Consider the following 11,726-nt stretch of genomic DNA (forward strand, 5'->3'; position numbering starts at 1 on the left):
CCCCCGCGATTCGCGTTCTTGAACGACCATAGCGCAGAGGAAAAACGCGCGATCATGCGTCGTCTCCGTCTTCGTCGGCATCGTGCCATTGCGCGCCCTCGAGATTCCAGCGCAAAAAAGGCATGGCGTCGCAATATTCCAGGTCTTTGGGACTGGCGACGATATTGGCGGCATAGCCCGCCGAATACTCGTCGGCCAGATTTTCGATGGCCGAACGCCAGCCGGCCAGCACGTCGCGCCATGCCCGGCCCGCGAATTCCTTGCTGGCGGAAATGCCTCTCACGCCCTCCATGCCGAGTTCGGCATCGTCGTCGGCCAAGCCTTGCGCGCCGACCCCGCGGGCATGAATCTGCGCCAATATCAGGGCGGCCACATCCAGACCGGAGTTCTCGCCCGCCAGCACCGCCGCATAGAAAGGCAGTTGCAGATTAATGGGCCGCGCGCGCGACCAATCCGATTCGGGTCGGCCGGGCGACATACCGGTCTTGTAATCGACAATGACGGCGCGATCGTCGGCAAGCAGCCGGTCCATGCGGTCGAGCCGCACATGCAGGCGCAGCGCGCCGCGCGTCCAGGGATGCTTGCGCTCGACCTGATCGACGACGAAAGGCGTGCGCTGCGCCTCCAGGTCGAACCATCCCGACAACACCTTGCGGGCGCGTGCGCACTCCAGTTCGCGCAAGGTCGCATCGTAGCCGGCCAAATGCGCGTCGGCCGCCTGCGCGATAGCCGCATCCAGCAGCGCGCCCAGCCGCTCCTGGGCGATCACCGCGTGCAGTTCTTCCTGATTTGGCAGCATGCGCCAAGCCTGTTCGAGCGCGCCGTGCAAAAACTGGCCGCGCTGGCTGGCCGAGGCCGACAAGGCGTAGTCGTCGAGCAAGCGCGCGCCCAGGCGATGGCGCGCGAAAGCCCACAGCGGGTTGCGCGCCTGCGTATCGAGCACATCCAGGCCGCCGGTAGACCCCGAAGCGGCTTCGTCGGCCATGGGATCGAACGGCGGCAGGGGCGGCCCGCGGTCATCGTCGATGCATTGCTGCGGCCACGCCGCAGCCGGGGCGTCAGCAAGCGGCTGCCACGCAGCAAGCGCCAGGCCGGCGATGAGCGGTGAAGGCCGCAGCTCGCTCTCGCCCTCGTGCCGCGCATGACTGGCGACAATCTCCGGAGCGCAGGTACACAGCGCCGCGAACATCGTTTCGGCCCACTGCCGCTCGCGCTCGGGCGTGGCGCGCGGCGCGCCGACGGCGCGCAGCACCGTCAACGGCAGCAGGGGATTGGGCTTGGGTGATGCAGGCAGCACATCGTCGGTCAGGCCCAGCATCCACATGCCATCCCAAGCGCCGCCTTCCGCTTCGAGCAGGCCCAGCACATCCAGGCGCGCGGAGGGATCACGCTGCGGCTGAAAAGCCGTGGCCCTTGCAATGCGGGCCAACAGACGCACCGCGGCCGGCCCGTCCAGCGGCCCGGCCACCGGCGCCAGCGCGCCGAAGCGGCCGAACAGCTCGCCCCAGGCGCCCACAACCTGATAGGCCACGCTGTCGAGCGCGCCCTCGCCCGGAAAACCCAGGGCGCCCAGGGCGCTACGCATCGCGGGCACCCAGGCGTCGGCCGGCTGCGGGCCAAGCGCGTCGACTTCCCGCCAGGCCTGCATGGCCTGCGTCCAGGCCCGGGACAAGTCGTCGCCCTGCAGATCGTGCAGCCACTCTTGCGAAGATCGGCTCAGCACGCTGTTGCGACGCCAGCGCGCGTCCAGCGTCGCATGGCGCGCCGCCTCGCGCTCGTCGCCTGCGCAATGCCCGGACAACAACGCCGCACCCAGCAGGGCGACATCGGCCTGTCCGTTCCGGGCCATGCGCGCCAGCGCATCCAGCCAGGCCAGCGCCGCGCGCGCCGCGGGCCATTCGGACAGCGGCCGGCCCACTGCTACGTTATAGGCATGGCCGCCCGCAGCCAAGGCGCGGCCCAACACGCGGCGAGCATGCGGCGCCTCGTCTTCGAGCTGGGCCGAGACGATGGCATAGCGGCCTGCAGGATTTTCAGCCAGGCGCTGCGCCGCCCAAGCCGCCGCCGCGCGCCATTCGTCGGCGCGATCGTGCGCCTCGTAGCGTCCCGGCACGGCCGCGCCACGCTGCGCCGCGGCCAGTTGTATGAGCGCCGCGCCTTGCTCTCGCAGTGCGCGAAGCAGCAAAGCAAAGCGCGGCGACTCGTCGGAGAAGCCTGCCAGCACGATATGACCGGGCACAGACAGGCGACCCGCGCGCGCGGCGTCGAGCACCCGCTCATAGAGGCGACTGGCGTCTTCGGCGTCGATGCGACGCAGGGCATCGCGATAGCGGGCGCGCCAATGCGCGAAGCTGCGGTATTCCTCGGTGTCGGCACCCGAAGGGATGTCGATGCGCCATTCGGTCATCAGGGCATCGGCATCGGCCGCCAGACGAGCCGCCTGCGCCACGTCGAGCAGCGCCCCATCGCTTTGCTCCTCGGAGATGACGCGCGCCCACAGCAACTGTGCGGCAAACGCGTCCAGGCGGTAGCCTGGCAAGGCGTTCGTCTCTTCGTTGCCCGAGGCGAAAGCCAGGTCGTCCGCCGCAGCGCTCAGCCAGGCCGACAGCGGCAGCACGCGCGGCAGTTCGCTGACCTGGCGCTCGCGGCGCAGCTGTGCGGCCAGTTCCTGCACCAGGCGACGGGCGAGGCGGTTGTTGACGGTGAGAACGAGCGTATCCGCCGCGGGCAGCGCTGCGATCTGCGCCAGCGTCGCCATGCGGCGGTCCGAGGGGTCGAGGATGTCGGACATGACGGCAGGATAACCGCTACCGTGCTGACCGCAATCGACGCCGACGGCCTGAACGCTGACGCTGCGTGTCAACGCCCTTTGCCGCTACGCGCCGGGGTCCGGCCGGGCGCCTTCGCGACCGGACGATCGGCAGGCCGGGAAGCCGGCGATTCAAGTAAACGGCGATTCAAGTAAATTTTGGAATCTACGTTCCGGCGCGAGGAGTTCCCCATGGAAAGCAAGAGTCTGCACACCACCTGCCACGCTTGCGGCTGGCAAAAATCTATCCCTCAGCACGACGACACGCCGATCGAGCCGACGCACTGCCTGCAATGCGGCAGCGCGGACATCGAGAACAAGTGGACACAGGGAAACCCGCTGCAGAACGCGCTGAGCGACGCCATCAACCGGGTGTTCGGGCAGGATTGACCAGCCGCACAGACAGGAGCGTGGGCGCGCCGATGGCCTCGCCGTCAGGAATCGAACCTGAATCCCACGCTTAGGAGGCATGTGCACTATCCGTTGTGCTACGGCGAGACGGGTGATTTTCCTGTCTCAGCGAGACGGGAAGCGCGGCATTGTAGCCGGATGCGGCGCCCTATCGTCTGCCGCCCGTGTGGCGCCCGCACGATCCGACGACGCGGACACACCCGGCCGCGCCGTCATGAAAAGCCATGGACATGCAATAAATGACGGACATATCTCGACACGTCCCTTTTTAAAATATGCCATCATTGAGGAATTGGCCTTGCCAAGAACCTCAAAACCCTGTTTAATTTCTTCGCGTAACCCGCTAATTTTTCTGGTTTTTTACCCCAAAAATCCGGCGGATAGGTAAAGCGCAAAAATTCCACACACACTCAAGGTCTGCTTACATTATGGGATTTCACTGGGTGCTCAAAACGACGTTGACCGCAGCGGCCATGTCCATCGCCACGGGAGTGCTGTGTTCCTCCCCCGCGCTGGCCGCTACTCCCACGCCGGCCTACTGTAAAAGCCATCCTTCTACGGCCGCCTGCAAGGCCGCTGCCAAAAAGCCCTCTCCGCACGTCGCGGCTAAAAAATCCGGCGCCGCGCACCTCTCCAAAGCCGCTTCGACCAAGACCGTCGTCAAGGGCAAGATCAAAACCGTCGCCAAGGCCAAGACCGTCGAGGTCAAAACCCGCACGACCCACATTGCCTACACGGCCACCGCCAAGGGCAGAGGCAAGAAAATCATCCACCGGCGTGCGCCCATGAGCGCAGCCGCCCTGCTGGCCGCCGTGTCGGCCTCGCCCGGCGGCAACGACGCGGCAGCGCTGCGCTCCTCCTCGGCCTATGTGCAGGACATGCACACTTCGACGGTGCTGTTCGAGAAAAACCCGGACGTGGTGCGCCCCATCGCCTCGATTTCCAAGCTGATGACTGCGTTGGTCGTGCTCGATGCACACCAGCCTCTGGATCAGATGATCCAGGTCACCGATGCCGACATCGATTGGCGCAAACACACGGGTTCGCGCCTTTCCATCGGTACCGAGCTGTCGCGCGAAGACATGTTGCACCTGGCGTTGATGGCCTCCGAGAATCGCGCCGCCAACGCGCTGGGCCGCAACTGGCCCGGCGGCCTGCCGGCATTTGTCGACGCCATGAACGCCAAGGCGCGCGAACTGGGCATGTTCCACACGCACTTCGTCGAGCCCACCGGCCTGTCGTACGAAAACGTGTCCTCGCCGCACGACCTGATCCTGCTGCTGCGCGCCGCGTCCAAGCAGCCGCTGATCCATCAGTTCACCACTTCGTCGGAATACACGCTCAAGGTCAAGTCGACCATGATGACCTTCCGCAATACCGACATGCTGGTGCGCCGCCCCGACTGGGACATCAAGGTGTCCAAGACCGGCTTCATCAACGAGGCTGGAGAATGCCTGGTGATGATGGCCAAGATCGACGGCCACGAAATGGGCATCGTGCTGCTCGATTCGCGCGGCACGCTCTCGCGCATCGGCGACGCGATCCGCATTCGCCGCATTCTGGAGCGCCAGATCGCCATGTTGTGATCTCGCCCGGCAGGTACGAAAACGGCCGCATGCATGCGGCCGTTTGCTTTTGTGGTGCGGGATCAATGCTCGATGCGCGTGCCCAGCACTTTGAGGAACTGCGCCAGCCAGGCCGGATGCGCGGGCCAAGCCGGCGCGGTCACCAGATTGCCGTCGGTATGGGCCTGGTCGATGGCGATGTCGGCATAGGTGCCGCCCGCCAGCCGCACCTCGGGCGCGCAGGCCGGGTAGGCTGAGCAAGTGCGGCCCGTCAGGATGCCTGCGGCGGCAAGCAGCTGGGCGCCGTGGCATACGGCCGCGATGGGTTTGCCGGCCTGATCGAAATGCCGCACGATGTCCAGCACGCGTTCGTTCAGGCGCAGGTATTCGGGCGCCCGGCCGCCGGGAATCACCAGCCCGTCGTAGGCTGCGGGATCGACCTTGGCGAAATCGAAGTTCAGCGTGAAATTGTGGCCACGTTTTTCACTGTAGGTCTGCGCGCCTTCGAAATCGTGGATGGCGGTGGCCACGCTGTCGCCCGCCTTCTTGTCCGGGCATACCGCATGCACCGTGTGCCCAACCGCCAACAGCGTCTGGAAGGGCACCATGGTTTCGTAGTCGTCGGCGTAATCACCCACCAACATCAACAACTTCTTGCTCATGTTTGTCTCCGTGAAGGCGGCCGGCGGACCGTCCGCCGGCCGATTTGCCCCTTGCCATTATGCGGCAGGCTTTGTTGCCTGAACATGGCCGCGCGCCGGATCGCCGCCGCTATTCCAAGGCCGCCTCGACAGGCTTGGCGCCCAGCAGATCGACCAGCACGGCAGGCTCGATGCTCACCAGATAGCCGCGCCGTCCGCCGTTGATGTAGATGCGCGGCAAAGCCAGCACCGACGCCTGGACCCAGATAGGCATGCGCTTCCTGGTGCCGAAGGGCGACGTACCGCCCACCATATAGCCGGAATGGCGCTGCGCCACCTCGGGTTTGCAGGGCGCGACTCTCTTGGCGCCGATCTGGCGCGCGAGGTTCTTGGTGGAGACCTCGCGGTCGCCGTGCATCAGCACCACCAAGGGCTTGGCATCCTCGTCTTCCATGATGAGCGTCTTGACCACGATGTGCTCGTCCACGCCTAGCTGGCGGGCCGATTCGCCCGTTCCGCCGTGATCGACATAGTCGTAGGGATGCTCGCCGAACTCCACCTCGTGCTGCCTGAGGAACTGGGTGGCGGGTGTTTCGGAGACGTGCTTGGCTTTGCTCATGATGCCGTGAAGTGGTGTCGGACTCGGCCCCTCAGCCGCGCGGATGATGCGCGGCGTGCAGGGCCTTCAAGCGCTCGCGCGCGACGTGAGTGTAGATCTGCGTGGTGGAAATATCGGCGTGCCCCAGCAGCATCTGCACCACGCGCAGATCGGCCCCGTGGTTGAGCAGATGCGTGGCGAAGGCATGGCGCAGCACGTGCGGCGACAGGGGAGCGTGGATATCGGCCTGCACGGCGTATTTCTTGATGAGTTGCCAGAAGGCCTGGCGTGTCATGGCCTGCGCTCGGGCCGTGACGAAGAGCGCGTCGCTGACCTTTGCGCCGGTCAATTCGGGGCGCGCCTCGCGCGAGTATCGCGCTATCCAGTGGGCGGCTTCGGCGCCCAGCGGCACCAGGCGGTCCTTGCCGCCCTTGCCCTGCACGACGCGCACCACGCCTTCGTTCAAGCTCACTTCGAGCGCGCGCAGGCCCACCAGCTCCGATACGCGCAGCCCGGTGGCGTAAAGCGTTTCCAGCATGGCGCGGTCGCGCAGGCCGCGCGCGGCGCCGGTGTCCGGCGCGCGCAGCAAGGCTTCGACCTGGGCTTCCGACAAGGTCTTGGGCAGGCGCGGCGGCTGCCTGGCGGCGACCAGAGTCAGGCACGGATCGCGCGGACTGCGGTGCTCGCGCAGCGCCCAGGCATAAAAGCGGCGCAGCGCGGCCAGGCGCCGGTTGGCGGTGGCGGGCCGGCTTTCGGCGTGGCGCGCGGCAAACCAGGATTCGATGTGGGCAGTCTCGGCCTGCGTCAGCGCGACAGCGGCAGACAGGCGGCTTTGCGCGGGGGTTTCGAGCCAGGAAGCAAAGGCCGCAAGATCGCGCCGATACGCGGCCAGCGTGTTGGCGGCCAGCCCGTCCTCCAGCCAGACCGCGTCGATGAAAGCGTCGATGTCGGCCTGCGCGGCCAGGGGCGCGCCCGACGACGGGGAAGAATGCGGGTCTTGATTCATCGCCCTGCGATTCTACTCGTGCGCGGCGCGGACGAACTGCGGCCCGCCCGCCGTGGGTTTACTCTTATGCCTGGCATGTCAGCGACGCGATCACTATCCACCAGGAAGCCTCGGCATGAAGACCTATTTCCACGAAGACCAGAAGCTGCATCACCCGCAAACTTTTTTTTCGCGCGGCAAGATGCGCACGCCCCAGGAGGTTCCGGCGCGGCTGGACGGCCTGGTGGGCGCGGCCCGCAAGCTGGGCTTTCACGTCGCCTCGCCGGCCGACCGCGGGGCGGGCGCAATCTCGGCGGTGCACACGCTGGACTACCTGCGTTTTCTGGAGAGCGCGCATCGCAACTGGAAGCAACTGCCCGAAGACTGGGGCGACGAAGTCATACCTTCCGTTTTCGTGCGCGAGCCCAATGCCCTGCGCGGCATGCTGGCGCAGGCCGGCCGCTATCTGGCCGACGGCAGCTGCCCGGTCGGCCCCGAGACCTGGCGATCGGCTTATTGGTCTGCCCAATGCGCCATCGCCGCCGCCGACGACCTGCTGGCCGGCGAACGTCAGGCCTACGCGCTATGCCGCCCGCCCGGCCACCACGCCCGGCGCGACGCCGCCGGCGGCTTTTGCTATCTGAACAACGCAGCCATCGCCGCGCAGCGCCTGACCGCAAGGTACTCCAAGGTGGCCGTCCTCGACACCGACATGCATCACGGCCAGGGCACCCAGGAAATCTTCTACGCGCGCAGCGACGTGCTGTATGTGTCGATCCACGGCGATCCCGAGAATTTCTATCCGGCGGTGGCGGGCTTCGAGAACGAGCGCGGCGCGGGCGAGGGCTACGGCTACAACATCAACCTGCCCATGCCGCACGGCTCGGCCGAGTCGGTCTTCTTCGACAAACTGAGCCAGGCGCGCACGGCCATCGAGCTGTTCCAACCCGACGCGCTGGTGCTGTCGCTGGGCTTCGACATCTTCGAAAAAGACCCGCAAGCCAAGGTCTCGGTCAGCGAGAGCGGCTTCGAGAAACTGGGCCGTGCAGTCGGCGCGTTGAAGCTGCCCACGCTGATCGTGCAAGAAGGCGGCTACTACATCGAGGCGCTGGAATCGAACGCCCGACGCTTCTTCGAAGGCCTGGCCGTCTGATCCCGGCGACCAGGCGGCCGGCGATCCGGGAGTCAGGGTGCGCCTGGCGAGCCCGCAAATTCGCGAGCCAGTGCCGTTCACTCAAGACCTAGTGCGATTTTCTCAATTGCTCTTTGCGCCGCCGGCACATTACTCTGGCCTGATTTTCTGCTCAAGACGTCGAGACGCACATGATTTCCACTTCTCCCGCCCGCCTGGGCGGACACATTCTGGTCGGCCAACTGGCGGCGCACGGCGTCAAGCACGTGTTCTGCGTGCCCGGCGAGAGCTATCTGGCCGTGCTGGACGGCCTGCACGACGCCAATATCGATGTGACCGTATGCCGCCAGGAAGGCGGCGCGGCCATGATGGCCGACGCGCACGGCAAGCTCACCGGCGAGCCCGGCGTGGTGATGGTCACGCGCGGCCCCGGGGCCTCCAATGCCCTGGCGGGCGTGCACATTGCCAAGCAGGACTCCACTCCGCTCATTCTCTTCGTGGGCCAGATCGAGCGCGCCATGCGCGAGCGCGAGGCCTTCCAGGAAATGGACTATCGCGCCGTGTTCGGTACGCAGGCGAAATGGGTCACCGAGATCGACCAGGTCGAGCGCATCCCCGAGATCATTTCGCGCGCCTTCCACGTGGCCACCTCGGGCCGGCCCGGCCCGGTGGTCATCGCACTGCCTGAAGACATGCTGACCGAGACCGCGCAGGTGTCCGACGCGCCGCGCTACGAAGTCGTCGAGACCGATCCCGCCCCCGGCCAGCTGACCGAACTGGCTCATCTGCTGGCCAGCGCCAAGGCGCCCGTCGCCATCGTGGGCGGCACGCGCTGGAGCGCTCAGGCCGTGTCGCAATTCGCCGAGTTCGCCAAGCGGCACGACCTGCCCGTAGCCGTGTCGTTCCGGCGCCAGATGCTGTTCCCCGCCGACCACCCCTCGTTCATCGGCGACGTGGGCCTGGGCATCAATCCGGCGCTGGTCGAGCGCATCAAATCGGCCGACCTGGTGCTGCTGGTGGGCGGACGACTCTCTGAAGTTCCCAGTCAGGCCTATACGCTGCTCGACATTCCCGTGCCCAGGCAGAAACTGGTGCACATCCATCCCGACAGCGGCGAACTCAATCGCGTGTATCGCGCGAACCTCGCCATCAATACGTCGCCGATCGCCTTCTGCGCGGCCCTGGCGCAGTTTCCGGCCCCTGCCGGCAGGCCGGCCTGGGCCGACGGAACCGAAGCCATGCGCGCTTCCTACCTGACGTGGAGCGATCCGGCGCCCATCCGCACGCCGGGCGCGCTGCAACTGGGCGAAGTGATGCAGCACCTGGAAAAGGTGCTGCCGCCCGACGCCATCATGACCAACGGCGCCGGCAACTACGCCACCTGGCTGCACCGCTTTCACCGCTTCACGCGCTATGCCACGCAGCTTGCACCCACCTCCGGCTCCATGGGCTACGGCCTGCCGGCCGCCGTGGGCGCCAAGCGCGTCATGCCCGAGAAAACGGTCGTGTGCTTCGCCGGCGACGGCTGCTTCATGATGCACGGGCAGGAATTCGCCACCGCCGTGCAGTACGGCCTGCCCATCATTGTTCTGCTGATCGACAATGGCATGTATGGCACCATCCGCATGCACCAAGAGCGCCACTATCCGGGCCGAGTCTCGGCCACCGGCCTGCAGAACCCCGACTTCGTCGCTTATGCTCAGGCATTCGGCGGACACGGCGAACGCGTCGAGACCACCGAGCAGTTCGCCCCGGCGCTGGAACGCGCCATGGCCAGCGGCAAGCCGGCTATCTTGCATTGTCTGATCGACCCCGAGGTCATCAGCCCGTCCACGACGCTGGAAAAGATCCGCGCTGCAGCGCTCAAGGGCTGAGCCCCCCAGCCGACCCGCGCGGATCCGCTCCTCGGGGCTGATCTCGCAGGGACGCAAGCCCGGAGAAATGCCGCGATTGCGCGCCCAATTACTTTAAGTCTAAACTATTCAGATCAATCAACCGGAGACAGGACCATGTCCGAGAGCCCCTCTTTCAACTGGCAGGACCCTCTGCTGCTGGACCAACAGCTCACCGAAGAAGAACGCATGGTGCGCGACGCCGCGGCGGCCTATGCCCAGGACAAGCTCGCTCCGCGCGTGCTCGAAGCCTTCCGCCACGAAAAGACCGACCCTGCCATCTTCTCCGAGATGGGCGAACTGGGCCTGCTGGGCCCGACCATCCCCACCGAATACGGCGGCTCGGGGCTGAATTACGTCAGCTACGGCCTGATCGCCCGCGAAGTCGAACGCGTCGACTCGGGCTACCGCTCGATGATGAGCGTGCAATCGTCGCTGGTCATGGTGCCCATCAACGAATTCGGCAGCGAAGAGCAAAAGCAGAAATACCTGCCCAAGCTGGCCCGCGGCGAATGGATCGGCTGCTTCGGGCTGACCGAACCCAACCACGGCTCCGACCCCAACGGCATGGAGACTCGCGCGGTCAAGATCGACGGCGGCTACAAGCTCACCGGCAACAAGATGTGGATCACCAACTCGCCCATCGCCACGGTGTTCGTGGTGTGGGCCAAGTGCGTGGGCGGCGAGCACGACGGCAAGATCCGCGGATTCATCCTCGAAAAAGGCATGAAGGGCCTGTCGGCCCCGGCCATCCACGGCAAAGTCGGCCTGCGCGCTTCGATCACCGGCGAAATCGTCATGGACGAAGTCGAAGTGAGCGAAGCCCATATGATGCCCAAGGTCAGCGGCCTGCGCGGCCCCTTCACCTGCCTGAATTCGGCCCGCTACGGCATTGCCTGGGGCGCGCTGGGTGCAGCCGAATTCTGCTGGCACACCGCCCGCCAATACACCCTGGACCGCAAGCAGTTCGGCCGCCCCCTGGCGCAGAACCAGCTCATCCAGAAAAAACTGGCCGACATGCAGACCGAGATCACGCTGGCACTGCAAGGCTGCCTGCGCCTGGGCCGCATGAAGGACGAAGGCACCGCCGCGGTCGAAATCACCTCCATCATGAAGCGCAATTCCTGCGGCAAGTCGCTGGACATCGCCCGCATGGCGCGCGACATGCTGGGCGGCAACGGCATCTCCGACGAGTTCGGCGTGGCCCGCCACCTGGTCAACCTGGAAGTGGTCAACACCTACGAAGGCACCCACGACGTGCACGCGCTCATCCTGGGCCGCGCACAGACGGGACTGCAAGCGTTCTTCTGATCGCGCGCCTTCCCTCGTCGTCGTCTTCTGTCAGAATAGCCTCGTCCGCTCGCGCGGCGAGGCTATTTTCATAACAGAGGAAAAAACACGATGCCTGCCTTGAAACCCTGGAAATCCGCCGGACTCGCGGCCGCCGTTCTGGCGCTTGCCGCAGCCTGTCCGGCCAACGCCGCCACCACGCTGACCATGGCCACCGAATATCCGGCCACCTCCATGCCCGGCCTGGGCGTGTCGACGTTCGCCGAACTTGTCGCCAAGAAGACCAAGGGCCAGGTCGTGATCCAGGCCAGCTACGACAACAGCAAAGGCATCAAGTCCAGTGACATGATCGACGCCGTGCAGGCGCGCAAGGTGGACGCCGGCGATGCGTTCGCCGGTGGAC

At 66.0% G+C, this 11,726-nt stretch carries 9 protein-coding genes, 1 tRNA gene and 1 pseudogene; 6 read left to right on the plus strand and 5 right to left on the minus strand.

The features are described from left to right. Positions 1-52: 52 nt before the first annotated feature. Positions 53-2,758, minus strand: coding sequence for a PD-(D/E)XK nuclease family protein (locus ACTHJ1_RS12395; protein ID WP_440192797.1), 2,706 nt, complete (start codon positions 2,756-2,758; stop codon positions 53-55). A 243-nt stretch (positions 2,759-3,001) separates the two neighbouring features. Between ACTHJ1_RS12395 and ACTHJ1_RS12400 the strand changes: the two genes are divergently transcribed. After that, positions 3,002-3,199 (plus strand): hypothetical protein, encoded by a 198-nt coding sequence (locus ACTHJ1_RS12400; protein WP_440192772.1) that lies wholly within the window; start codon positions 3,002-3,004, stop codon positions 3,197-3,199. 33 nt (positions 3,200-3,232) lie between these two features. On the opposite strand, the gene ACTHJ1_RS12405 is transcribed toward ACTHJ1_RS12400, so the two are convergent. After that, positions 3,233-3,307: transfer RNA gene (locus tag ACTHJ1_RS12405), tRNA-Arg, on the minus strand. Between the two features lie 356 nt (positions 3,308-3,663). Here ACTHJ1_RS12405 and pbpG point away from each other — a divergent pair. Next, positions 3,664-4,806, plus strand: coding sequence for a D-alanyl-D-alanine endopeptidase (gene pbpG, locus ACTHJ1_RS12410; RefSeq protein WP_440192774.1), 1,143 nt, complete (start codon positions 3,664-3,666; stop codon positions 4,804-4,806). A gap of 62 nt (positions 4,807-4,868) precedes the next feature. On the opposite strand, the gene ACTHJ1_RS12415 is transcribed toward pbpG, so the two are convergent. The 3 genes from ACTHJ1_RS12415 to xerD all read right to left on the minus strand — a co-directional run bounded on the left by ACTHJ1_RS12415 (position 4,869) and on the right by xerD (position 7,030). Further along, entirely contained in the window at positions 4,869-5,447 is a 579-nt protein-coding gene (locus ACTHJ1_RS12415; protein ID WP_440192776.1) for a DJ-1/PfpI family protein, read from the minus strand. A gap of 109 nt (positions 5,448-5,556) precedes the next feature. After that, complete coding sequence (locus ACTHJ1_RS12420) at positions 5,557-6,045, minus strand: aminoacyl-tRNA deacylase (RefSeq protein ID WP_440192778.1); 489 nt, start codon at positions 6,043-6,045, stop codon at positions 5,557-5,559. Between the two features lie 31 nt (positions 6,046-6,076). Beyond that, complete coding sequence (gene xerD, locus ACTHJ1_RS12425) at positions 6,077-7,030, minus strand: site-specific tyrosine recombinase XerD (protein ID WP_440192780.1); 954 nt, start codon at positions 7,028-7,030, stop codon at positions 6,077-6,079. 115 nt (positions 7,031-7,145) lie between these two features. Between xerD and ACTHJ1_RS12430 the strand changes: the two genes are divergently transcribed. From ACTHJ1_RS12430 to ACTHJ1_RS12445, 4 genes and pseudogenes are all read left to right on the plus strand, one after another. Beyond that, positions 7,146-8,162, plus strand: coding sequence for a histone deacetylase family protein (locus ACTHJ1_RS12430; protein ID WP_440192782.1), 1,017 nt, complete (start codon positions 7,146-7,148; stop codon positions 8,160-8,162). A 170-nt stretch (positions 8,163-8,332) separates the two neighbouring features. Next, a complete protein-coding gene (locus ACTHJ1_RS12435) occupies positions 8,333-10,015 on the plus strand; it encodes a thiamine pyrophosphate-binding protein (protein WP_440192784.1) in 1,683 nt (560 codons plus the stop codon). A gap of 135 nt (positions 10,016-10,150) precedes the next feature. Continuing rightward, positions 10,151-11,344, plus strand: a complete 1,194-nt coding sequence (locus ACTHJ1_RS12440; RefSeq protein ID WP_440192786.1) for an acyl-CoA dehydrogenase — start codon at positions 10,151-10,153, stop codon at positions 11,342-11,344. A 90-nt stretch (positions 11,345-11,434) separates the two neighbouring features. Continuing rightward, a pseudogene (locus tag ACTHJ1_RS12445) lies at positions 11,435-11,726 on the plus strand (signal peptidase); the annotation flags it as partial.

Source organism: Bordetella sp., assembly GCF_051960075.1.
Classification (GTDB): Bacteria; Pseudomonadota; Gammaproteobacteria; order Burkholderiales; family Burkholderiaceae_B; genus Bordetella.

Excerpts from the sequence above, each read along its gene's own strand:
- xerD (WP_440192780.1), bottom strand. The coding sequence starts at position 7,030 with ATGAATCAAGACCCGCATTCTTCCCCGTCGTCGGGCGCGCCCCTGGCC.
- ACTHJ1_RS12400 (WP_440192772.1), top strand. The coding sequence starts at position 3,002 with ATGGAAAGCAAGAGTCTGCACACCACCTGCCACGCTTGCGGCTGGCAA.
- ACTHJ1_RS12440 (WP_440192786.1), top strand. The coding sequence starts at position 10,151 with ATGTCCGAGAGCCCCTCTTTCAACTGGCAGGACCCTCTGCTGCTGGAC.
- ACTHJ1_RS12435 (WP_440192784.1), top strand. The coding sequence starts at position 8,333 with ATGATTTCCACTTCTCCCGCCCGCCTGGGCGGACACATTCTGGTCGGC.
- ACTHJ1_RS12430 (WP_440192782.1), top strand. The coding sequence starts at position 7,146 with ATGAAGACCTATTTCCACGAAGACCAGAAGCTGCATCACCCGCAAACT.
- ACTHJ1_RS12395 (WP_440192797.1), bottom strand. The coding sequence starts at position 2,758 with ATGGCGACGCTGGCGCAGATCGCAGCGCTGCCCGCGGCGGATACGCTC.
- ACTHJ1_RS12420 (WP_440192778.1), bottom strand. The coding sequence starts at position 6,045 with ATGAGCAAAGCCAAGCACGTCTCCGAAACACCCGCCACCCAGTTCCTC.
- ACTHJ1_RS12415 (WP_440192776.1), bottom strand. The coding sequence starts at position 5,447 with ATGAGCAAGAAGTTGTTGATGTTGGTGGGTGATTACGCCGACGACTAC.